24 protein-coding genes are annotated in these 21,923 nt (G+C 63.8%); 13 read left to right on the forward strand and 11 right to left on the reverse strand.

Features of this window, described 5'->3' with window-relative positions:
• Positions 1–2 precede the first annotated feature (2 nt).
• From tsaB to ACWIVK_RS09810, 5 genes are read right to left on the reverse strand one after another with little or no spacing between them, the layout of a single operon-like run.
• Positions 3–731 (reverse strand): tRNA (adenosine(37)-N6)-threonylcarbamoyltransferase complex dimerization subunit type 1 TsaB, encoded by a 729-nt coding sequence (gene tsaB / locus ACWIVK_RS09790; RefSeq protein WP_448576478.1) that lies wholly within the window; start codon positions 729–731, stop codon positions 3–5.
• Positions 694–1,233, reverse strand: a complete 540-nt coding sequence (tsaE, locus tag ACWIVK_RS09795) for a tRNA (adenosine(37)-N6)-threonylcarbamoyltransferase complex ATPase subunit type 1 TsaE (RefSeq protein WP_448576479.1) — start codon at positions 1,231–1,233, stop codon at positions 694–696. The genes tsaB and tsaE overlap by 38 nt, the downstream gene beginning before the upstream one ends.
• A complete protein-coding gene (locus ACWIVK_RS09800) occupies positions 1,230–2,657 on the reverse strand; it encodes an amidase (protein WP_448576480.1) in 1,428 nt (475 codons plus the stop codon). Before ACWIVK_RS09800 ends, tsaE begins: the two co-directional genes overlap by 4 nt.
• Positions 2,658–2,713: 56 nt before the next feature.
• A complete protein-coding gene (gene thiL / locus ACWIVK_RS09805; RefSeq protein ID WP_448576481.1) occupies positions 2,714–3,739 on the reverse strand; it encodes a thiamine-phosphate kinase in 1,026 nt (341 codons plus the stop codon).
• Positions 3,736–4,893, reverse strand: coding sequence for a glycosyltransferase family 4 protein (locus tag ACWIVK_RS09810; RefSeq protein ID WP_448576482.1), 1,158 nt, complete (start codon positions 4,891–4,893; stop codon positions 3,736–3,738). The genes thiL and ACWIVK_RS09810 overlap by 4 nt, the downstream gene beginning before the upstream one ends.
• Positions 4,894–4,991: 98 nt before the next feature.
• On the opposite strand from ACWIVK_RS09810, the gene ACWIVK_RS09815 reads away from it, so the two are divergent.
• The gene (locus ACWIVK_RS09815) at positions 4,992–7,838 is read left to right on the forward strand and encodes a DEAD/DEAH box helicase (protein WP_448576483.1); all 2,847 of its coding nucleotides are present in this window, start codon (positions 4,992–4,994) and stop codon (positions 7,836–7,838) included.
• On the opposite strand, the gene lipB is transcribed toward ACWIVK_RS09815, so the two are convergent.
• Genes lipB through ACWIVK_RS09840 form a run of 5 tightly spaced genes read right to left on the reverse strand, consistent with a single transcriptional unit; the run spans position 7,789 to position 12,401 of the window.
• Positions 7,789–8,532 (reverse strand): lipoyl(octanoyl) transferase LipB, encoded by a 744-nt coding sequence (gene lipB / locus ACWIVK_RS09820; protein ID WP_448576484.1) that lies wholly within the window; start codon positions 8,530–8,532, stop codon positions 7,789–7,791. The two genes, ACWIVK_RS09815 and lipB, sit on opposite strands and share 50 nt — an antisense overlap.
• A gap of 5 nt (positions 8,533–8,537) precedes the next feature.
• Positions 8,538–9,449, reverse strand: a complete 912-nt coding sequence (gene lipA, locus ACWIVK_RS09825; RefSeq protein WP_448576485.1) for a lipoyl synthase — start codon at positions 9,447–9,449, stop codon at positions 8,538–8,540.
• On the reverse strand, positions 9,449–9,943 hold the full coding sequence (locus ACWIVK_RS09830; RefSeq protein ID WP_448576486.1) for a GNAT family N-acetyltransferase: 495 nt from the start codon (positions 9,941–9,943) through the stop codon (positions 9,449–9,451). Before ACWIVK_RS09830 ends, lipA begins: the two co-directional genes overlap by 1 nt.
• Positions 9,940–11,397, reverse strand: a complete 1,458-nt coding sequence (gene argH, locus ACWIVK_RS09835; RefSeq protein ID WP_448576488.1) for an argininosuccinate lyase — start codon at positions 11,395–11,397, stop codon at positions 9,940–9,942. The genes ACWIVK_RS09830 and argH overlap by 4 nt, the downstream gene beginning before the upstream one ends.
• Positions 11,394–12,401, reverse strand: a complete 1,008-nt coding sequence (locus tag ACWIVK_RS09840; protein WP_448576489.1) for a DUF1385 domain-containing protein — start codon at positions 12,399–12,401, stop codon at positions 11,394–11,396. The genes argH and ACWIVK_RS09840 overlap by 4 nt, the downstream gene beginning before the upstream one ends.
• A gap of 231 nt (positions 12,402–12,632) precedes the next feature.
• Between ACWIVK_RS09840 and gcvPB the strand changes: the two genes are divergently transcribed.
• Positions 12,633–14,099: an aminomethyl-transferring glycine dehydrogenase subunit GcvPB gene (gcvPB, locus tag ACWIVK_RS09845; RefSeq protein WP_448576490.1), complete on the forward strand. Its 1,467-nt coding sequence runs from the start codon at positions 12,633–12,635 to the stop codon at positions 14,097–14,099.
• 50 nt (positions 14,100–14,149) lie between these two features.
• Complete coding sequence (locus tag ACWIVK_RS09850; RefSeq protein WP_448576491.1) at positions 14,150–14,572, forward strand: ferritin-like domain-containing protein; 423 nt, start codon at positions 14,150–14,152, stop codon at positions 14,570–14,572.
• An 11-nt stretch (positions 14,573–14,583) separates the two neighbouring features.
• Here the strand turns inward: ACWIVK_RS09850 and ACWIVK_RS09855 are convergent, their stop codons facing one another.
• Positions 14,584–15,255, reverse strand: coding sequence for a haloacid dehalogenase (locus ACWIVK_RS09855; protein ID WP_448576493.1), 672 nt, complete (start codon positions 15,253–15,255; stop codon positions 14,584–14,586).
• 623 nt (positions 15,256–15,878) lie between these two features.
• On the opposite strand from ACWIVK_RS09855, the gene ACWIVK_RS09860 reads away from it, so the two are divergent.
• The 10 genes from ACWIVK_RS09860 to ACWIVK_RS09905 are packed head-to-tail and all read left to right on the forward strand — an operon-like array spanning position 15,879 to position 21,914.
• Positions 15,879–16,121, forward strand: coding sequence for a sulfurtransferase TusA family protein (locus tag ACWIVK_RS09860; RefSeq protein ID WP_448576494.1), 243 nt, complete (start codon positions 15,879–15,881; stop codon positions 16,119–16,121).
• A gap of 19 nt (positions 16,122–16,140) precedes the next feature.
• Positions 16,141–16,662 (forward strand): DsrE/DsrF/DrsH-like family protein, encoded by a 522-nt coding sequence (locus tag ACWIVK_RS09865; RefSeq protein WP_448576495.1) that lies wholly within the window; start codon positions 16,141–16,143, stop codon positions 16,660–16,662.
• 21 nt (positions 16,663–16,683) lie between these two features.
• Positions 16,684–17,067, forward strand: coding sequence for a DsrE family protein (locus tag ACWIVK_RS09870; protein WP_448576496.1), 384 nt, complete (start codon positions 16,684–16,686; stop codon positions 17,065–17,067).
• Entirely contained in the window at positions 17,067–17,549 is a 483-nt protein-coding gene (locus tag ACWIVK_RS09875; RefSeq protein WP_448576497.1) for a glycine cleavage system protein H, read from the forward strand. Before ACWIVK_RS09870 ends, ACWIVK_RS09875 begins: the two co-directional genes overlap by 1 nt.
• Entirely contained in the window at positions 17,546–17,809 is a 264-nt protein-coding gene (locus tag ACWIVK_RS09880; RefSeq protein ID WP_448576498.1) for a hypothetical protein, read from the forward strand. The genes ACWIVK_RS09875 and ACWIVK_RS09880 overlap by 4 nt, the downstream gene beginning before the upstream one ends.
• Positions 17,810–17,811: 2 nt before the next feature.
• Positions 17,812–18,516 (forward strand): 4Fe-4S dicluster domain-containing protein, encoded by a 705-nt coding sequence (locus ACWIVK_RS09885; RefSeq protein WP_448576499.1) that lies wholly within the window; start codon positions 17,812–17,814, stop codon positions 18,514–18,516.
• Positions 18,513–19,730: a heterodisulfide reductase-related iron-sulfur binding cluster gene (locus ACWIVK_RS09890; RefSeq protein ID WP_448576500.1), complete on the forward strand. Its 1,218-nt coding sequence runs from the start codon at positions 18,513–18,515 to the stop codon at positions 19,728–19,730. Before ACWIVK_RS09885 ends, ACWIVK_RS09890 begins: the two co-directional genes overlap by 4 nt.
• Before the next feature lie 10 nt (positions 19,731–19,740).
• Positions 19,741–20,811 carry an FAD-dependent oxidoreductase gene (locus ACWIVK_RS09895; protein WP_448576501.1) on the forward strand — a complete coding sequence of 357 codons (1,071 nt, stop codon included), beginning with the start codon at positions 19,741–19,743 and terminating at the stop codon, positions 20,809–20,811.
• A gap of 50 nt (positions 20,812–20,861) precedes the next feature.
• Positions 20,862–21,104, forward strand: coding sequence for a YgaP family membrane protein (locus ACWIVK_RS09900; protein ID WP_448576502.1), 243 nt, complete (start codon positions 20,862–20,864; stop codon positions 21,102–21,104).
• Between the two features lie 9 nt (positions 21,105–21,113).
• Positions 21,114–21,914 (forward strand): hypothetical protein, encoded by an 801-nt coding sequence (locus ACWIVK_RS09905; protein WP_448576503.1) that lies wholly within the window; start codon positions 21,114–21,116, stop codon positions 21,912–21,914.
• Positions 21,915–21,923: the final 9 nt, after the last annotated feature.

Consider the following 21,923-nt stretch of genomic DNA (forward strand, 5'->3'; position numbering starts at 1 on the left):
TGTCACTCCCGCACGGTTCGGACATCGTAACTCATCGGCAATTGTACCGAAGGGATGGCTTCTGCCCCGCCCCCATGGACATAGATCGGCTCCAGCACAGCCACCGGATCGCTCTCGCCTGCCTTCCAGCGCCGAAAAGCCAGTTCGGCCACCCAGGCAGGACGAAGCTGGCGCAACGCTGGAGCGGGAAGAATGACGAGCGGATGAGACCGTACCAGCGCCTCTTCCTCGGGAGCGAGATACCCCGCCAGTACGGCGCGTCCCAACAACCCATCCGTCAGCTCGTGGAGACGTACCGAGCGCAAGGACGAGTCCCGTACCCAGATATCTCCCTGCCGCCGGTAATCGGCGTAGACCACGCGACCACGCCCCGCTGCGACGAACGCACGGATCGGGTAGGGCAAGGCAGTATGTGGGTACGCCAGCGCATCGAGCGTCAAGACGCCGATGAGCGGAACGTCCAGCGCATAGCAGAGCGCCTTCGCGATACTCATCCCGACCCGCAGGCCATTGAAGCTCCCCGGTCCGGTGGTGACGGCGACTGCTGCAACATCACGGATCGTTCGCCGATTCTCGGCGAGCAACTGACGGATGCGTGGCAGAACCGTCGCGGTATGTTCGCGCCCGGCATCATAGAGGAGTTCCCCGACGACGCGTCCGTCGTACAGCGCGATCGCTACCTGCTCCCCGCCGCTATCGAGTGCCAGGAGCAGTTGACCGCTTCGCTCCACCGCTCACCTCCTTCCGGAGCGCCTCGATGATCGCCTGCGGGCGGGTACCGACCGGATAGAACGCTAGCCGCCGCTTGCTCTCGGCGAGCGGCTCGAAACGGATGACGAGATACTCCTCGACCCAATTCGGCGGCAAGCGGTCTGCCCACTCGATCACGACGATACCTGCCGGATCGCTCAAGCAATCCTCCAGTCCGAAGGTCGCTAATTCACCCGGCTCTTCCAGCCGGTACAGGTCGACGTGGTAGAGCCGGACCGGTTGGCCGTCGGGCAACGTGCCGCGGTGCTCCATGACGAGTATGAAGGTCGGGCTCTGCACGGACTCGCGAATACCGAGTCCACGCGCCAAACCTTGCACGAACGTCGTCTTTCCGGACCCGAGAGGCCCCTGCAGAAAAAGCACATCGCCACCCCGGACGTGCCGCGCTAACGTCGCTGCGATCTGGCGGGTCTGATCCGGACTGTGACTCACGAGGTCGAGTGCGGGAACACGCGTGCTCATCCTGTCTCCCCTTCACTGGCCAGCGGTGGGCGTTGGTGACGCCACGGCCGGGCACGCTCGAATGCGGCCGCTGCCCGCAGCACGCTCGCGTCGGCGCGCCAGCGCCCGACGATCTGCAGTCCGACCGGCAGTCCCTCCTGCGTCCATCCACACGGCACGCTGATCGCCGGTTGGCCACTGAGGTTGAACGGATAAGTGAAGGGGGTCCAACTCAGGTACGTCGTCGGGTAGCCAGCGATCTGACCGGGATGATCGGCACCGGCTGCAAAGGCCGTCACAGGTGTGGTCGGGCTCACGACGAAATCGTATCGCTCCAGCCGTTGCCGCAGGCGCTCGACGTAGCGATTGCGCTCGGCAAGCGCCCAGCCGACATCGATACCGCGCCAGCGCAAGCCGTGCTCGATCACCGCGAGTCGCCCCGGATCGAGCAGATCGCGGACAGCGTCGAGGTCGTCGCGGTGCACGGCAGCCATCGCGACCGACCAGAGAATGTCGAGCACTGGATAGGGATCCTCCAGCGGCTCCACCAGTTCCTCGACACTGCAGCCGAGATCTTCGAAGACTGCCACCGCCTGGCGGGCGATCGCTGCCACTTCAGAATCCACCGGTACGTCACCCACGCGGCCCAGCCAGGCAACCCGAGCACCCGCGAGATCCCCTCCGAACCCTTCACCGTCGCTGCGCTCGAACGGCAAGGAGTAGCGATCGCGCGGATCCGGCCCCGCCATGACCGACAGCATCAGCGCTGCATCGGCGACTGTGCGCGTCATAGGTCCCACATGGGCCAAGAGCTCGACGGCCGATGGCGGATAGTACGGTACCCGACCGAACGACGGCTTGAACCCGACGATGCCGCAAAAGGATGCCGGAATCCGAACTGAGCCCGCTCCATCCGTGCCCTGGGCGAGCGGTCCCATGCCAGCAGCCACAGCCGCAGCAGCACCACCGCTCGATCCCCCTGCCGTCCGATCGAGCTTCCAGGGATTGAACGTGGGGCCGATCAAGCGATTCCCCGAATCGCCTTTCCAGCCGAGTTCCGGCGTGTTCGTTTTCCCTAAGATGATCGCACCCGCTGCCCGCAGTCGCTCGACCACCGGTGCATCTTCAGTCGCCACCCGGTCCTTCCAGAGGAGCGAGCCGCTCGTCCAGCGAACTCCGGCGACCGGCGTCACGTCCTTGATCGAAACCGGTACCCCGAGGAGTGGTCTGTGCTCACCGTGCGCGTAGGCGTATTCTGCCTCGAGCGCTTGCCGCCGTGCCTCCTCGGCGGTGACGGTCAGGAATGCGTGCAGGCGTGGGTCCACTCGCTCGATCTGCGCGAGGACTGCATCGACGACTTCCACGGGTGAAAGAGCGCGTCGACGATAGTGATCCAAGAGTTCCGTCGCCGAGAGAAAGCAAAGTTCGCTCCGTGCCGTGTCCACGAGTCACCTCCAGCTCACCAGGCTCGCCGGCATGCTAGCACGTCGAGCGGGCACGGTCAGCCGGTGCGGAAGTGATCGAAACCGCGTGCATCGGCTGGCCGACAGCGGCCGGTGACGTCCCGCAACTCGACGATCGGCCCAGCCGATCCCGCTTCGACGAGTTGACCGATTTTCCACGGAGGAAGGAGCCCGGCGCGAGCGAAAGCGCGTACGACGCGTGCGAACACCGCTGGGGGAGCGGCGAAGAGGAGCTCGTAGTCGTCGCCTCCGCGGAGCGCCACCTCTTCCCAGTCCGGAAACGCCCACTTGATCGCGTTCGGTACCGGGACACGCACCAGATCGACGATCGCTGCCACCCCACTAGCTCGACAGAGCTTTTGGAGGTCCCCCAACAAGCCATCGCTGATATCCATCGCCGCCCGCACGCCACATCGCCGCAGCAAGAGCCCTTCCCGGACTCGTGGCTGCGGACGATGGTAGTGCTCTTGCATGACCGGGCTCCCGTCTAAGGTTTTCAGCCCGCGCTCCAGGACACGCAGACCAGCGGCCGCCAGCCCGATCGGGCCGGTCACCCCGATGAGATCACCGGGCCGGCCGGCATCCCGCCGGAGTAGATGATGGCCGTCGCGCGGCGATTCACCGATCACGGTGATCGAGACGGCTACCCCGAGCGGCGAGCGCGTCGTATCACCCCCGACGATCGCCACACCGAAGCGTCGGGCCAATGCCCGCAGGCCACGATAGAAATCCGCGATGTCCCGATCACGCTCCGTTCCGCGCACGGCAAGATCGACCACGGCCAGGCGCGGGATCGCGCCCATCGCCGCGATATCGCTCAGATTGACTGCGAGCGACTTGTGCCCGAGCGCCTCCCAATCGGTCCACTCCAATCGGAAGTGCACACGCTCGATCAACGTATCGGTCGTGATCACCAGTTCGTGCCCTGCTCGTGGGCGCCAGACAGCAGCGTCGTCGCCGATTCCGATCGACACACGGTTCGCGCGGTCGCTGACCAATCGAGCGATCTGCTCGATCAACTCTTCCTCACCGACATCGCGCAGGGGCCGGCCAGCACCGGTCATGCCGTCGCTCCTCCTCGCTCATTCAGCACCCGAAAACCGAGAGCACGATAGACGGCTGCCGTCTCGCGCGCCGTCCGTTCCCAGGAGAATGCCCGCGCGCGAGCGAGCCCCGCACGAGCGAGCGCGATCCGCCGTTCTGGATCACGGGCGAGCGTCGCGATCGCTGTCGCGAGGGCAGCCGGATCGCTCGGATCGACCAGCCAGGCAGCCTCACCAGCGACTTCCGGCAAAGCCGACCGATCGGACGTAATGACAGGTGTTCCGCAGGCCATCGCCTCGAGGACCGGAAGACCGAACCCTTCATACAGCGAGGGATAGACGAAGAGCGTCGCCGCGCTGTACCAATACCGCAACTCGGCCGGTGAGGCGTAACCGACGAAAACGACCCGCTGCGCCAACCCTCGTTCCTGCACGCGCCGGTAGACCGGGGTTTCCCGCCAACCAGGAGCACCGACGACGTATAGTGGCCAATCGATCGCTGCGTCGAGTTTCGCCAAAGCATCGATGAGCGTGATGACATTCTTCCGCGGTTGAATCGTTCCCACAAAAAGAAGGAAGTGCTCCGGAAGCCCTCGTTCTGCCCGCCAATGCGCGAGTTCGTCGTCCCCGACTCGTTGCCAACCAGGGTCGATCCCGTTGGGAATCACGACGACTCGACTAGGCTCGACACCGTAGGCCCGAATCAGATCGCGCCGAGTCTGCTCGGAGACCGCAATGACACGAGAGGCTCGTCGCACACTCAGGCCGGTCATGATGCGGAGGTACCAGCGCTTGGCCGGTGGATAATGCTCGGGATAATGCAGGAACGCTACATCGTGCACGGTGACGACACTCGGTCGATCGAGCGCGAGCGGAAGAACGTTCACCGGGCCGTGCACGATAACGCAATCGCGCAGCACGCGCGATGCCCAGAGCTGTTCCCAGGCGATTCGAACCACTGGACGCTCGGTGGGCCAGCGCGTGAGGCGCCACTCGATACCCGCGAAATCCTGGTGAGCGAGTCTCCAAACCGCTCGCGGCACTGCTGCGACCAGTTCCAGGTCAGTCGCAACAGTGGGAAGATACTGGAGCAAGGCCTCGATGTACCGGCTCACGCCGGCACGACGGTATCCACTTTGGCGACTCAAGAGCGATGCCAAGAGCCCAACCCGCACGCGCGGCCTCCCGGGCGATTCTACCGGGAGCGCGGAAGGCACGTCCGCTGCCGCGCGGCGTTGCTATACTGGTCGAGATACGAAACTGCGGAGATCCGGTGACCGGATTCATGGAGGCGACAGAAACGATCTCGCTACCCGAAAGCATCGAGCAGTTTTCCGTGTTCTATCCCTTTCGATTCGATCCCTTCCAGGTGGAGGCGATGCTCGCCTTCCTGGAAGGGAAATCGGTCATGGTCGCTGCTCCCACGGGAACGGGAAAGACGGTCGTCGCTGAGTTCGGCGTCTACGAGACGTTCCGGCGCGGTGCGCGCGTCATGTACACGACGCCGATCAAGGCGCTCAGCAACCAGAAGTTCCGCGACCTGCGAGCGATCTACGGTGACAATGTCGGTCTCTTGACCGGCGACGTCACCGAGAACCCACACGCTCCGATCGTGGTGATGACGACCGAAGTCTTGCGCAACATGTTGCTCCAAACACCGTGGGAACTGGACAGCGTCCAGTGCGTGATCTTCGACGAAATCCACTATCTCGCTGATCCCGAGCGCGGTACGACTTGGGAAGAATCGATCATCCTCTGCCCCGAGCACATCCAGCTGATCTGCCTATCGGCGACGGTCTCCAATGCCCAAGAGATTGCCGACTGGATCAGCCGAACCCATCGGCCCATCCAGCTGATCGTCCACACCGAGCGCGCTGTCCCCTTGGCGCTCTGGTACTTCTACGACCGAAAGTTGCGGCTCGTCATCGATCATCACGGCCGCCAGGTCGCTGATTACTCCAATGTCGGCGGCGAAATCCGCGCCCTCATCGGTCGCGGTGGACTGACGGCCGAGCGTCGCCGCGAGGCCGAGGAAGCCGAACCACCACCGTGGGAAATCATCCAGGCACTCGCGGCCGAAGATATGCTGCCGGCGATCTACTTCCTCTTCAACCGGCGCGACTGCGAGGACTACGCGACCCGCCTCGCGATGATGCGCGTCAATCTCGTCCGTGACCGCACGACTCGGCAACGGATCGCCCAGGTCATCGAGTCGTTCCTCGCCAGCTTGCGGCCAGAAGACCGCGAACTCAGCCAGGTCCAGACGATCGTCCAGCTCGCCGCCAAGGGGATCGGGTTTCACCATGCGGGCTTGCTGCCTATTCTCAAGCAGCTCGTCGAGGTGCTGTTCAGTCAGGGCCTGATGAAAGTCGTCTTCGCGACCGACACGCTCGCTCTCGGCGTCAACATGCCTGCCCGCACCGTCGTCATCGGCCGCATGACCAAATGGGATGGGCGTCGCCGGCGACTGCTCACACCCAACGAGTTCCAGCAGATGGCTGGCCGCGCAGGACGCCGCGGCATGGACGAACGGGGAAACGTCGTCGTTCCGTACAGCCCCTGGATCTCCTTCAAGGAAGTGCTCGCCGTCGCGACTGGCGACCTCGAGCCGGTTCGGTCAGCCTTCACCATCCGCTACAACACAGTTCTCAACCTTTGGGATCCACCGCGCGGCGACCGGGTCCGCCAGCTTTTCCAAGAGAGCTTGGCCCAGTACCAAGCCGCTCAGCGTGTCCGGCTCTTGGAGGAGGAGATTCTCCAGGTGGGCCACGAACTGGAGGCAGTGCCGCGTGGCTGTCTCCTGGGACTGGACGGTGACGAGCTGCTCTACGATTACCGCAACATCGTCGCCCAACTCAATCACGCCAAGAGCCAGGAGCGACACTTGGAACACGACCTGGCCCAACTGGAGGCCGATCTCGACGATCGTCCCTGGGCCGTTCCCTCTCGACCGGTTTTGCGCCGGCTCGTCCGCGAAATGGCTCCGGGAACGCCGCTCCACACGCGCGAACGCGGCTGGGTGCTCTTCCTCAATCGCTTACCCTACGGCGGTATCGCGCTGGTGCTGACGCGCGAGGGTTCGGCCGAACTCCTGACCGAGTACCGGCAGATCGACTACGTCCCGCACGATGTCGAACCGGTACCGATTCCGGAAGCCCTGGCGCTCCTGGCCCAGCCCGTGAGCGATGTCCGGGGAATCATCAGCACGGAAGCCTTCGAGGAGATCTGGCGTGCATTCGCGGCACGCCCGCTCCCCGATCTCGATGCCATGCTCCTCGAACACCGTCGGCAAGTCGAGGCGCGCCTGGCACCCGAGCGTCGGCGGATCGAGGAGCGGCTCCACACCATCCAGCAGACGCTTCACGAACTGACTCAGCAGCGCTTCCGCCATCCCTGTCACGCTTGCCAACGGCGCAAGGAACACCAGCGCAATTTACAGCGGATCGCCCGGCTTGAGCAGGAGCGGGCGGAACTCGAAGCCCAACTCGGGCGCGAGATCGCGGCAGAAGAGCGGCGCGTTCGCGAGCTTCTGCGCGGCATCCGCAACGTGCTCGAACATTTCGGCTACCTGCATCGCGGGTATCCCACCAGCAAGGCGGACACCCTGGCCGATGTCTTCGACACCAACGGCCTCATCATCTGCGAGATGCTGGACCGCGACTTCTTCAAGGGGCTCGAGCCAGCCGACGTCGCTGAGGTCTTCTCCTGGTTCGCCTTCGATCGCGAGACGCGCTTCGCCAATCACTTTACCTTGCCGACGAAGCTGGTTCTCCTGCGACGCCGTCTCGAAAGTCTGGAGCAAGAAGTGTTCGAGATCGAGCGACGCAACGGTCTCGCGCTCTCGACTGGTCACCATGAGGGTTTCTATGGTGCCATGCGCGCCTGGTGCAACGGTGCGACGATGGCGGAGATCACCGAACTTATCGAGCTCAGCGAGGGTGATCTCGTCCTCACCTTCAACAAGTCGCTCGATCTCATGCGGCAAGTCCGCGAGATGCTCGAGAAGCTCTACCCGGATCATCCGCTCCGCTGGAGCATCGCGAGCGCCGAAGCACTCGCGCGGCGCGATATCATCGAGCAATCGTTGATGATCGGGTTACTCCCGCCCATCGGGACGTGAGCCGCGGCAAGACCTCCTCCAGCGACCGCACCGGCTCGGAATCGAGCTCGACAGTGCGGCCGAAGCGCTCCGCAAAAGCCTCGAGCCAGCGGGCCTGCACATCGGCGAGCTCGACCGGGCCAGCGACGAGTTCTGCGAGCGAGGTCACACCGCGGTCAGGAATCCCGCAGGGGACGATCCAGTCGAACGGCTCCAGGTCGGTCGTGACGTTGAGCGCGATGCCGTGGTACGTCACACCGTGGTGAATCGCGATCCCGATCGCCGCGATCTTGTTGCGTCCGATCCACACGCCAGGATGGCGTGGATCGAGTTCCCCCGCGATGCCATAGCTGGCCAGCACGTCGAGGACAGTCGCCTCCAGCGACTCGACAAAGCGCCGCACGCGCCGCTGTCCTTCACCGAGTCGCAGGATGACGTACACGACCAGCTGTCCTGGTCCATGGTACGTGACGTCGCCTCCACGGTCCGTCACGTAATAAGGCACTCCGCGCGCAGCCAATTCGTCTCGCGAGAGGCGAAGGTGGTGGGTTCCACCGCGCCGCCCGGTCGTGAACGTCGGCGGGTGCTCGAGGAGCAAGAGGGTGTCCGGGATCGCTCCCGTCCGTCGGGCAGCCGCAAGCTGTCGCTGCAACTCCCAGGCCGCTAGGTAGTCGACTCGTCCGAGCTGGAGCGCGACGACGGGAGCATCGAGCATGGTTCTTACCCCTGTCGTGCCGCGAGGCGACGGGCGCGATAACGCTCGTACTGCTCCTTGGCGTGGTAGGACGAGCGCACCAGCGGGCCGGACTCTACGTACACGTATCCCAACTCCTCCTCGCCGATGCGCCGCAGCTCCTCGAATTCCTCCAACGTGTAGTAGCGATGGAGCGGGAAATGTCGCGGTGTCGGCGGCAGATACTGCCCGATGGTCAAGATCTCCACGCCGACCTCACGGAGGTCGCGCATGACAGCGAGGAGCTCGTCCCACGTCTCCCCCATACCGACGATCAGGCCCGACTTGAGCGCGATCGTGTCGTTCATGGCCTGCACGCGTCGGAAAAGTTCGAGGCTCCGGTCGTACTCGTCCCACGGCTGGATGACGCGGAAGAGTCGCGGCACTGTCTCGATATTGTGCGCGATCACCTCAGGCCGTGCCTCGACGACGGTGCGCAGGGCGTCCCAATTCCCGAGGAAATCGGGAATCAAAACCTCGATGCCGCACGAGGGGATGCGTGAGCGGATCTCGCGGATCGTCGCCGCGAAGACAGCAGCTCCACCATCAGGCAGATCGTCCCGGTTCACGGACGTGATCACTGCGAAGTCCAGCCCCAAACGCTCGACCGCCTCAGCCACGCGGCGTGGCTCTTCCCAATCGACCGTGCCGCTTCGTCCCCACCGGACATTGCAAAAGCGGCACGCCCGTGTGCAACGATCGCCGAGGATCATGAACGTCGCCGTGCGCTGGTTCCAGCATTCGTAGATGTTGGGGCAGCGCGCCTCTTGACAGACCGTGTGCAAACCCTCCTCCAGCACCAGGCGCCGGAGTTCGAGATAGTTGGGCCCGTGCTCCCGCCGCACGCGGAACCAGTCCGGCTTCTTTTGCAACAAAATCGGCTGGCGGACCGAGGGCATCACTGGCCTCCCTTCGTTCGGACCGGGTGGAGCTCGCGCTCCATGAGCTGATGCTCGATGTGGGCCATGGAAAACGGCCGACCGACCGGCCGGAAACCCAACTTGCGATAGAACTCGAGGGCGTGCGTCTGCGCATTGAGCGTGACCGTTCGCGCACCCTGCTCTTCTGCCCAGCGGATCAGTCGCTCCATGATGGCTCGCCCGACGCCTTGCCCACGGTAGGGCTTGCGGACCGCCACCCAGGCGATCTGCGCCTCGTCACCCCAGAGCGTGACCCGCCCTGTTCCAACGGCTTCCCCGTCGATCCAGGCGAGCACGTTCAGTCCTGCACCGTCCTCCGGATAATCGTGCACCCACGTCGTCAGGTGCTGTTCCTGATCGAACACCTCGCGGCGGATCCGGTAGACGAGCTCGAGTTCCTCCGGTGTCCGTACCGGCTCCACCCGGATCGCTCGTGGCAGGGCGGAACGCGTTTCTGGTTCGATGCTGGTCATGGCACGTCCTCGCTCAAGAGCAGAGTAAAGGCATGCTCGATCCGCTCTCGCTCGCTCGCGAGCCACTGTCGTGCGACCGCCGAGTCAGCCCGACTCGCCGCGATCGCCCGTGCGACGTGCTCCGGTCCAGTGCCTCCCGGGTGTTCCCGAGCACGCACTGCATCCCACACCGTCCGCGGCAACCTGATCTCCGCGAGTGCGGTATGGAACCGAGCCAGTTCGTCGGCGGTCAACTGATCGAGACTCTTCCCGGACGCCAGACAGAACGCAACCAGTCGCCCGACCGCCTCGTGGGCTTCCCGGAACGGGACACCCGCCCGAACCAACGCATCGGCGATGTCGGTCGCGAGCGTGAAGTTCTGGCCAGCTGCCGCCTCGAGCCGCTCGCGGTCGATCCGCAAGGTGCGCAACATGGGCGGCAGGACACGCAGCAGGAGCGCGACGGTATCGAAGGCGTCGAAGACACCTTCTTTGTCTTCCTGAAGATCTTTGTTGTAGGCCAACGGAAGTCCCTTGACGACCGTCAGCAGACCGATCAAGTGCCCGAACACGCGTCCACTCTTCCCGCGCAAGAGCTCGGCAACATCCGGGTTCTTCTTTTGGGGCATGATCGAGGAACCGGTGGCGAAGGCATCGTCGAATTCGATGAAGCCGAACTCGCTGCTCGACCAGAGGACCAACTCCTCGGCCAGACGCGAGAGATGCGCCATCAGGATCGCGAGATCAGCCAAGAACTCCAGTGCGAAATCGCGATCGGAGACGGCGTCGATGCTGTTCTCGAGCACCCCGTCCATGGCCAGGAGCGCTGCGACCACGTGCCGATCGATCGGATAGGGAACACCAGCCAGCGCGCCTGACCCGAGCGGAGAACGATTGACCCGTTGATAGAGCTGGCGCAGGCGCTCCAGATCTCGAGTCAACATGACGACATAGGCGTGCAAGTGATGAGCCAAGAGAACCGGCTGGGCACGCTGGAGGTGCGTGTAGCCGGGCATCACGACATCGCGGTGGAGTTCGGCAAGATCGAGGAGCGCACCGCTCGTTTCGACGATGCCCTCAACGATATCGAGCAGAGCCTCGCGCATCCAGAGACGGAAGTCGAGCGCCACCTGATCGTTACGGCTGCGGGCGGTATGGAGTCGACCGGCGACCGGTCCGATGAGTTCGTGGAGCCGTCGCTCGACGCTCAGGTGAATGTCTTCGTCCGCCAACCGGAACGCAAAACGCTCCTCTTCGATCTCGCGGAGGATCGCCCGAAGCCCGCGAGCGATCGTCCGCGCATCGTCCCTCGGAATGATTCCTTGCTGGGCGAGCATCGTCACGTGGGCGAGCGAGCCCACAATATCGTGGCGCGCCAGCCGTCGATCGAAGGGGAGAGACGCATTGAGCTGATCGACGAGTTCGTGCGTCGGCTTTTGGAAACGACCTCCCCACAATTTGGCTGGTGTCGTCATACTCGTTCCTCTCGCTTGCCGGTCGGAGCGACGGGCGTCTGCTCCTGACCGGCTTCGTCGACCACGATGACCGGTGCGGACACCGCCGGGGCGGGTATCGCATGCCCTTCAGCGACCAAGACGCGGTGCAACGCGACGACAGCCGTCTCGAGCATCGCATCGTCCGGCTCTCGGGTCGTCAGCCGCTGCAGCGCGAGGCTCGGCGCGAGCAAGACCCGCACCGGGCGCAGGTGGAACCAGCGCGCAGCCAAGCGAATGGCTTCGTACGCCAAGGCCGCGATCAGCGGAATCAACGCGACCCGCGAGAGAACGCGCCACACCAGCGACGGCCAGCCCAGGAAGGCGAACACCACGACCGAGAGCGCGACCACGATCAGCAGGAAACCGGTCCCGCACCGCGGATGCAGCACACTGTGCGGGCGAGCCCCCTCCACCGTCAACGGATCGCCGTGCTCCCAGGCATGGATCGTCTTGTGTTCAGCACCGTGATACCCGAAGACGCGCGCGATGTCCGGTGTCCGCCCGATCACGGCCAAGTAGCCCAGCAGGATCCCGAGCCGGATCGTCCCTTCCAACGCATGGATCGCCCAGCCCGACCCGACCCATCGGTCGAGCAGGCTGGCGACACCGAGCGGGAGGAGAAAGAAAAGACCAACGGAAAGAGCGAGCGAGAGCGCAACAGTTCCCCACAGGAGACCACGGACCGAACTCGAATTCGTACCAGGCTCTGTCTGCTCGAAATCTGGGTCATAGCGGACAGCGACGTGCGCAGAAAAGACCAGCGCGCGCACACCGAGGACGAGCGTCTCCCACAAGGCCAACACACCGCGCACGAGGGGAACACGGCGCAACCGCGCTGCCCACCGCTCAGGAGCGAGCGACATCTCCCAGACCGCGATGCGGCCGTCCGGCAAGCGAACCGCCGTCGCCAGATGGCGGACGCCGCGCATCATGACACCTTCGAGGACCGCTTGCCCGCCGTAGATGGTGCGCTCGTCCGCCACGTGGTCGCTCCGTGCTGCCCCGCTCCTCGACGTCGATTCTAGCACTCACCGGGCGGTTCACGCGCCAGTAGGAGCGCACGGTGATAGCAGCTGTCGACCTGCCTCCTTCACTGGCGTGGAAAAAGCGGCTGGGCTATCGCCTCCGGCCGACCGGCATGTCCGCCATTGCTGTACGAGGCACAGCATGCTAGGCTACCCTCGAGGCTGGGATCTCGCGTAGGAGGATCAGCGATGCGCGTGGAACCGCTCATTTTCGAGCTTTCCAAACCGGGACGGGCAGGCACCTCGGTACCGGATCTCGATGTCCCGGAGGCACCACTACCCGTCGAACACGTGCGGGACGAATTGCCGCTCCCCGAAGTCAGCGAGATCGACGTCGTGCGGCATTTCACCCGCCTCTCGCAGCTCAACCATGCCGTCGATATCGATTTTTACCCGCTGGGCTCCTGCACTATGAAGTACAACCCGAAGATCAACGAGCTGGTGGCTCGCTTTCCTGGCTTTGCGCATCTCCATCCGCTCCAGGATCCGCGAACCGTGCAAGGCATTCTCCGCCTGATGTACGAACTGCAAGAGTTCCTCGCGGAGATCGCCGGCTTCGACGCCGTCTCGCTGCAGCCAGCCGCTGGTGCGCACGGCGAACTCACTGGCATCCTCATCGCGCGAGCGTACTTCGATGCCCGCGGCGAATACGAGCGCCGGACCGTCATCATCCCGGATTCGGCACACGGCACCAACCCAGCGACCGCTGCCATGGCCGGATTTCGGGTCGTCGAGGTCAAGTCGGATGCGCGCGGCAACGTGGATATCGATCAATTGCGGCAGCTCGTCGGGCCGGATACCGCAGCGATCATGATCACCAACCCCAACACGCTCGGCCTCTGGGACGAGAACATCACTGAGATCGTCGACCTGATCCACAGCGTCGGCGGCCTGGTCTACAACGATGGCGCGAACTTCAACGCGCTGCTCGGCATCGCGCGCCCCGGCGACTTCGGCGTCGACATCATGCACTTCAACTTGCACAAGACCTTCTCGACACCGCACGGTGGTGGCGGCCCCGGAAGTGGGCCGGTCGGGGTCAAAGCGCACCTGGCCGAGTTCCTCCCCGGCCCGATCGTCGTGCGACGTCCCGGTGAGGATCCCGAGTACACCTGGCACTGGCCAGAACGCTCCATCGGCAAGATCCATTCCTTCCACGGGAATGTCGGGATGCACATCCGCGCTTATGCGTACATCCGGATGCACGGGGCGGCTGGACTCCGCCGCGTCAGCGAGAACGCTGTACTGGCAGCCAACTATCTCCTGGCCCGTCTGCGCGATGTGTACGAGGTACCGTACGACCGGACGTGTATGCACGAGTTCGTGCTCTCCGCGGTGCGCCAGAAGCGGCATGGTGTACGGGCGATGGATATCGCCAAGCGCCTGCTCGATTTCGGTCTCCACCCACCGACGGTCGCTTTCCCCTTGATCGTCCCAGAAGCGCTGATGATCGAGCCGACCGAGACCGAGAGTCTGGAAACGCTCGACCGGTTCGTCGAAGCGATGCGGCAGATCGCTGAGGAAGTGGAGCGCGATCCGGAGTTCGTGCGGCAGGCACCGCACCAGACTTTCTACAAGCGGTTGGATGACGTACGCGCCAATCGGGAGCTGGATCTGCGCTGGCAACCGGAGCGAGCGACCGCCGCCACTCTCTGAGGCCACACGAGCTATACTTCTCTCATCGGGTTCAGGGAACGGGGGAAACTATGGACAAGAAAACGCTCATCGATGGGCTGAATCAGGATCTGGCGGGTGAATTCCAGGCCATCATCATGTACATCCACTACGCTGCATCGGCGACCGGTGTGGATCGCATCGAACTCGCTGAGTTTTTCCAGAAGGAGATCCAGGACGAGCTTCGTCATGCGCTGTTCCTGGCCAACAAGATCACTGCGCTCGGCGGCGAGCCGGTCGACGAGCCGCTGCCGGTACCCAAGGCGCGCTCCAATCGGGAGATGATCGAGCGGGTGCTGGAGGCGGAGGAACGCACCATCAAGAGTTACGTCGAGCGCATGAAGCAGGCCGAAGAGTTCGGCGACTACGGTCTGGCGAACGACCTGCAGGAGATCATCTCGGACGAGACGCGCCACAAGGAGGAGTGCGAGAAGCTCCTTCGTGGCGTCGCCTGAGTGACGACCGATCAGGTCGACTGCCCAGGCTCGCTCGGGCCGACCGCTCGGCGGGCCTGGGCCAGTGCGTCGCTCAACTTTTGCTGCTCGACTGCGAGCGTGAGGTCACCCCGCGTCCGCTCCAGCACGCCCCGCACCATATCGGTCGTCCGCCGGAGACCGTTGGTGACTGCATCCGGATAGTCGACCTGTACCAGGACACCGTAGATTTCGTCCATCACAGCGAGCACCGTCTCAGCCCGCCCGAGCTCACCGGCCCGGATGAGGTCGAGAATATGGCGGCGGAGTTCCCCGCATGCCTCACCGAGCGCGTTCAAGTAGACCGCATCCTCGACCTGGAGCGTCTCCGGGCTGGGAATCGGCCGACCAGCAACCAGCGCGAGCGTCAAGCTCGCCTCCGCATATTCCTTGTGCGCATCTTGGACATAGCCGGACCAGTAGATGGCTGGGTAGTCGGCCAGATGAGCGGTCAGCGCTTCCTTGATCCGCCGCGCCTCTTCCAGTAGCGCCTCTGCTTCGGCGAACTCGCCCCGATGGACAGCCCGAACGGCATTGGCGCTCAAGCGAGTGATCTGGCGCGTTTCCGCGAGCGCACGCTCCCGAGCGCTGTTCAGGAGATCGAGCCGCGCGAGAACGCGTTCGGTGATTCGGACGATCGCCGAGGCATCCATTTCGCCCCCCATCCATCATTTATTTCCAGCCAAGCATGAACGCGAGTCGCGGCTGCCCGACGAGCAGCCTCGCTGAACAGGACTCTTGCCTGTGCAACCATGCCGCAACGCACACGCCCTGTCATCCTGCCTGGCCGATGCTTCGCGTTCTCAACCGCAGCTCGGATCGCTGTGCGCAGGGTCGTTTCCGCTTGCGGGCAGATCCTCCGTTCGGTTACCCCCTGATCCTCTCATAGATAAGACGAGGATGCCCGACTGCGTGGCAAGGCCGTCCCCGCGACGATCGCGCCCGCGCTCCGGCCCCCATGACTTCCTGCCCGCGCGCCGCTGAAAGTGGACGCCCCGGCTCGTGTGATTCCGAGCCGAGCCGGCGCAGAGCGCTGACGAATACCGGGACGAGGTCCGGAAAACTGCCTGCGCGATCGGTCTATCGGGCCACTGAACGCTGAGCAGCCCCGCGGCGATCGCTCGACGGAGGCGAACACATGTACACGGGCAGTGCCGTTGACAGCCAGGAGACGGTGCTTGACCAAGACGACCCTGAGTGCTATGATGAGGGTGTCTCAAGCTGTGTTGGCTATTGGGGCTTGTGGGGTACTGTACCCGAGTAGGGTGCCATCGGAGGAGGCGACGGCATGACGGACGTGCTGCAGCCGAACCGGGTTCTCGATTGCAGCGGCTTGCTCTGCCCACTCCCGGTGATCCGGACCTCCAAGGCGATCAAGGAGATCGCCATCGGGCAGGTGCTCAAAGTCATCGCCACTGACCCAGGTGCACCCGCAGACATGGAAGCGTGGGCTCGACAGACCGGAAACGAACTCATCGATGCTCACGAGGAAAACGGGAAATACGTCTTCTTCTTCCGGCGTGTTCGCTGAGCACGAGAGGAGGGAAACGATGTCCCGTCGCGATCCTGAAGCGCCCCGGCGACTCGCGATCATCGCGAGCAAAGGAACGCTCGACTTTGCCTATCCGCCATTCATCCTCGGTTCGACCGCAGCAGCGATGGGTTGGGAAGTCGGGATCTTCTTTACTTTTTACGGCCTTCCCTTGCTGTTGAGAAATTACGATCCCAAAGTCAGTCCGCTCGGCAATCCCGCCATGCCGCTCAAGATGCCGTTCGGTCCACCGGCGCTGCGCCAGATCTCCTGGCCGATCCCCGCGCTCGTCGAGGCACTACCCGGCTTCTCGCACCTCGCGACGACTTTGATGCAGCAGACCTTCAAGGAAAAGGGAGTCCCCTCCTTGCTCGAGCTGCGGCAGCTGTGTATCGATGCGGGCGTCAATCTCATCGCATGCCAGATGACGATGGACGTCTTCGGCTTCAAGAGGGAGGACTTCATTCCCGAGTGCTCGGTCGGTGGTGCCGCGACCTTCCTGGAGTTCGCAGCTGACGCGGATGTCTCGCTCTTCATCTGAGACAGGGCGGAGGATACGGTGATGAGCGAGGAGACCAAAAAGATCTTGTATGTGCAGACCCACGGTGTCGACACGCCGGAACGTAGCGCTACCCCCTTCTTCTTAGCGGCGGCAGCTGCTGCCATGGAGATCGAAGCCGCGATCTACTTCACCATGAACGGCCCGACGCTTCTCAAGAAAGGGGTTCCAGAAACCTTGGTGGTACCGAAAGCAGGCGGCGGCGGCGCCAAGCTCAAGCACTTCATCGATCAGGCACTCGATTTGGGCGTCAAGCTCTACGTTTGTCAGCCATCGCTCGATCTGCACGGTCTGACGATCGACGACCTCATCGAGGGCGTGCAGATGATCGGCGGTGCGGCATTCAACTTGATGGCGTTGGAAGCCGACGCAGTGGTGGCGTTCTGATGAGGGAAACTGCCGGCTACGCGATCGTCCATCGCTGCATCCTGCCGCTCGACCTGTACTATCGAGTGGAATCCCACCAATGGGTACGGGTCGAAGCGGACGGGTCGGTGCGGCTGGGCTACACCGATGTCGCCCAAACGGTCGCTGGCCGCATCCTTCACGTGACCTTCCGTCCAACCGGACGTCACTACGCCCGCGACGCCACGGTCGCAGTCGTGGAGAGTGCGAAGTGGCTGGGCGCCTACCGGACACCGATCGCCGGAGTACTGCTCGAAACGAATACTGCTCTACTCGAGGATCCGGAATTGGTCAACCGTAGTCCCTATCGTCGCGGTTGGCTGGTTCGGCTGGCCCCCGATGGTCTCGCGCACGATCTCAGCGAGCTCCTGGGTGGCCCAGCAGCGATCGCCGCCTACGACGCATTCATGACGCGCCGCGGGCTCGATGACTGCGTCCATTGCGAGGGGTACGAGCTGCCATGACGCGGATCAGGCTCTTCACGCACCCGATTTGCTCCGGTTGCGCCGAAGCGCTCGCGCTGGTGCAACGCCTGGCTACCGATGAGCCGGAGATTCAGGTCGAAGTGATCAGCCTGGCATCGGCTGCCGGTCGCGCCGCAGCGCAGGAAGCAGGGATCGTCGTGGTTCCGACGTTCCTGATCGACGGTGAGCGCCTCACCGGAGTCCCGACATTCGAGGAACTTCGCGCACGGGTGCAGCACGCTGCCCGAACAGGAGGCTGACGATGAGCGTCTCCACCTGGAGTCCGACGAAGAGCGGGCCACGCTACGCCGACGTTCCGGAAGAACGCAAGCGGGAACTCTTCGAAGAAGTCAAGAGCGATCCCCGTTATTCGGATTTCCTTTATGGGTGCTACGAATGCGGCATCTGCGTCTCCGCTTGCCCCTCGGCGCGCTTCTACGACTTCAGTCCTCGCGTCATCGCGCAAGCGCTCGCCCGCGAGGACGTCGAGCGCTTCTACGAGATTCTCATGGAAGACATCTGGAATTGCGCCCAGTGCTTTTCCTGCGTCCGCTGCCCGCGTGGCAACAATCCGGGTGGGCTGGTCACCCTGATGCGCGAGGTCGCGGTTCGCCATGGACTCGAACGCGCTCAGCAGGCACTCCAAGGGTACAGCCGGGTCATCTACAAGATCATGCTCAAGGGGAATCAAGTCTCCCCCGATATGCTGCAGCCCGATTTCTTCCCCGATTGGGGACCATGGGTACGCGAATTCAGCCGCAACATGACAACCTGGCGAAAGGCGATTCCCGTGGACACGCTGCGCAACGTGACTGATGCCGCCTGGCGGACCGACGACAAGACCCTGCGCGAGCTCTACACCATTTGGTTCGAGACTGGAAACATGGAGGTGATCCGCGAGGTCGACGAAGGGCTCTACGAACTCTTGGTCGAAATCATGGAAGAGGAACTGGAGGCGGTGGAATGAGCGAGCACATGCTTCCGCTCGTCGAGATTCGCGAGAAGAAGGCGCAACCAGTCCGTCCCAACCCGGCCGAAGCACCCCGACCGGACCTCCGCGAGGAGTTGTTCGAGCTGGAGGCTCGTGGGGAACTGATCGTGCAACGAGTTCCCGAACCGTATGTCGAGGTGACGACCAAGTACGGACGCACGAAGAAGGTACCCATCGATCATTTGTGGCACCACAAGTCGTGCGGTCAGTGCGGTCATATTCCGGGCTACACGACCTCCATCCTGTGGCTGAACCGGCAGTTCGGGATCGACTACCTCGATCCCACCGACCAGACCTCCTGCACCGGTTGGAATTACTACGCCTCAGCGACCTCCAATGCGGTCGCCCAGCTCCTGGTGATGTGCCGCAACTTCGCTGCCGCCTACGAGACCGGCTATTACCCGCTGATCCACTGCGGCACGAGCTACGGTCACTACAAGGAACTCCGCGAACAGTTGGTGCATCACAAGGAGCTGCGCGATCAAGTCCGTCGCGTTCTCGACAAACTCGGTAAGCCGCTCGTCGTTCCCGAGGAGATCGTGCACTACAGCGAGTGGGTGCACGTCATGCGCCAGCGGATCGCCGAGCGGCAAGTCATCGACATGCGCGGCATCACCGCCTGTGTCCATCCTGCTTGCCACTACTACAAGATCGTAGCGGAAGACGCCATCTACGACCCGGACATCTACGGTGGGCAGCGGACGGCGACGGTGACGGCGCTGCTCCAGGCACTGGGGATCACGGTCGCCGATTACTCCACGTGGTTCGACTGTTGCGGTTTCGGTTTCCGTCACATCCTCGTCCAGCGCGACTTCACCCGTTCCTTCGCCGTCCTACGCAAGATCGAGGTGATGAAGGACGAAGCCAACCCGGACATGACGGTGACGCACGACACAGGGTGCGTCACGACGCTGGACAAGAGCCAGTTCGCCGCGCGAGCCCATCAGCGGCGCGTCGGTGTTCCGGTCCTCGCCGATTCGCAAGTGGCCGCTCTCGCCATGGGCGCGCATCCGTTCCGCGTACTACAGCTGCATTGGCATTCGACCGACTGGCGACCGCTGCTCGAGAAGCTCGGCATCGACTGGGAGCGCTACTGGGCCGAATTCGAAGAGGACTTGGCTGCGATCGAGCGCGGCGAGAAGCCGGGCCTGACCTGGCAAGACGCTGAACAGCCGATCGTGACGCGGTGAGGGGGAAGCCGTGCAGGAGACGACCCGTCCTATCCTGATCATCGGTGGCGGTCCTGGCGGACTCGAGGCCGCGCGCACCGCTGCGGCGCTCGGTCATCCAGTGCTCCTGGTCGAGCGCCGGGGGCGACTCGGTGGCACACCGGATGCCGAACGGTACGCGAAGCTGACGCACCACTTCCGCGATGCCGAAGAAGCGATCGGAGAACTCGTCGCTGCAGTCACCGATCACCCCCTCATCGAAGTGCTGACTCGGAGCGAGGTCACTGCGTGCGAGGGGGAGGCAGGCGATTTCCGAGTGACGGTGAGCACGCCCCATGGCAGCCGAGAGGCTCGAGTCAGCGCGATCATCGTCGCCACCGGCTTCCAACACTTCGATCCGGGGCGCGAGACGCAACTGTACAATTACTACTCGTTCCCGGATGTGGTGACCTTGAGCGACATGGAGGCGATGCTCAAGGCTCACCAGGTCGTCCGCCCCTCCAATGGGCAACCCCCGGAACGAGTGGCCTTCATCCAATGCGTCGGATCCCGCGACCGACAGATCGGGAACGAGTTCTGCTCCAAGGTCTGCTGCGGTATCGCCACCAAGCAAGCGATCGAGATCAAGGAACAGCTGCCCGATGCCCGTGTCTTCATCTTCTACATCGATATGCGCATGTACGGCTACTGGGAGAACGAGCTGTACTGGCCGGCTCAGGAACGACACAAGGTCAACTACGTCAAAGGGATCGTCAGCGAGATCCTGCCCAAGGGAGATCGCTTGCTGATCCGCGGGGAGGACACGACGATGGGACGACCGATGGAGATCACGGTCGACCTGGTCGTCCTCTCCGTCGGAATGGAGCCGAGCAGCGGGACGCGGCAGATGGCCAAGTTGCTCGGCATCGCCCAGAACAAATACGGCTTCATCGAGGCCGGCGGCCCTTCCGGGCTCGACCCAGTGGCGACTTCCCGACCGGGAATCTACGTCGTCGGTGCGGCGGCCCGACCAGCCGATTTGGACGATACCTTCGCCACTGCCGGTCTCGCCGCAGCGCGAGCGGTCGCGACGGCGCGCCGAGCCTTGGTCGGAACGCGATGAAGCTCCGCGGACGCACGCGTGCATCACCGGATTCAGGAAGGAGCAGCGAGATGGCAGTGCCAGCCAAGCGCAATCCCTTCGTCGGTTTCATGGCCAGCGGGACGGGGCGCCTTTTGCGGATCGTCGTCGGCATCGTCCTCATCCTGCTCGGTCTCCTGGTGGTCCAAGGAACCTGGGGCTGGGTCCTGGTCGTGATCGGCCTCGTACCGCTCGCGGCCGGTGTCTTCGATTTCTGTCTCCTCGGTCCCTTGTTGGGTGTCGGTTTCTGGGGCCGCGATATCCGCGGGCGCTAGGAGGCGACGATGAGTCAACCGCTGCGGCCGAGCCATCTCGTCAAGCCCAAGACCGGCCCGGAGGACCCAGAACTGGCCGAGACGCTCCGAGAGGGACTCGAGCAAGTATCACCGGACGATGTGCTCGCGATCGCCCGGGAACTCGCAGGGCGCCGTCAGTATCTCGCTCCGCTGGTGGAACGGATCGCTCGGGAAGTGGGACGAGGCGAGTCGAGCGGGTGGGAAGAGCTGACCCGTGCGGTAACCGCGACGGCTCGCCAGGCGGAAACACTCGCGCAGCAGGCCGTCCGCACACAGGTCTGTGCTGCCCTCCCGCTTCTCCTTCACGAGGAACAGCCGGTCGAGGAGCGGCTCGACGAGTTCCTGGCCCGTTGCAGCGACCTGGATCGGCGATTGGCGTTGGAGTTGGCCACCGGCGTCCTTCACCTACGAGCACCGGCCCGCTACTGGCTGTGGACCCGCTGGCTGTGGGATATCGAGCACGGCACAGGTATCCTTCCACTCCTCGCTTCCTCCACGCGAGCCCTGGAGGGACGCAGCATCGGCGCTCAGTACCGCCAGCTGCGCCCGCTCGTCGCGATGGGCACGGAATTGGGCCGCAACAGCGGACTCGTGCGCGACGACCTGGCGGACGATCCGGAATTCGGTCCCTTCGTCACTGACGCCTTTCTCGCGCTGGCCTACAGCGTCTATCTCTACGGCATCACCAATTGGCGCCTGAGTCGGGAATTCAATCGGCTCTTGCCGCCTCTCCCCCAACTCGCGCGGCGCTTGCTGGGTCTCGGCCGAGCACGCGCCGTCCGCTCGTGAAAGGAGCTG

The sequence above is a fragment of the Thermomicrobium sp. genome (genome assembly GCF_053493975.1).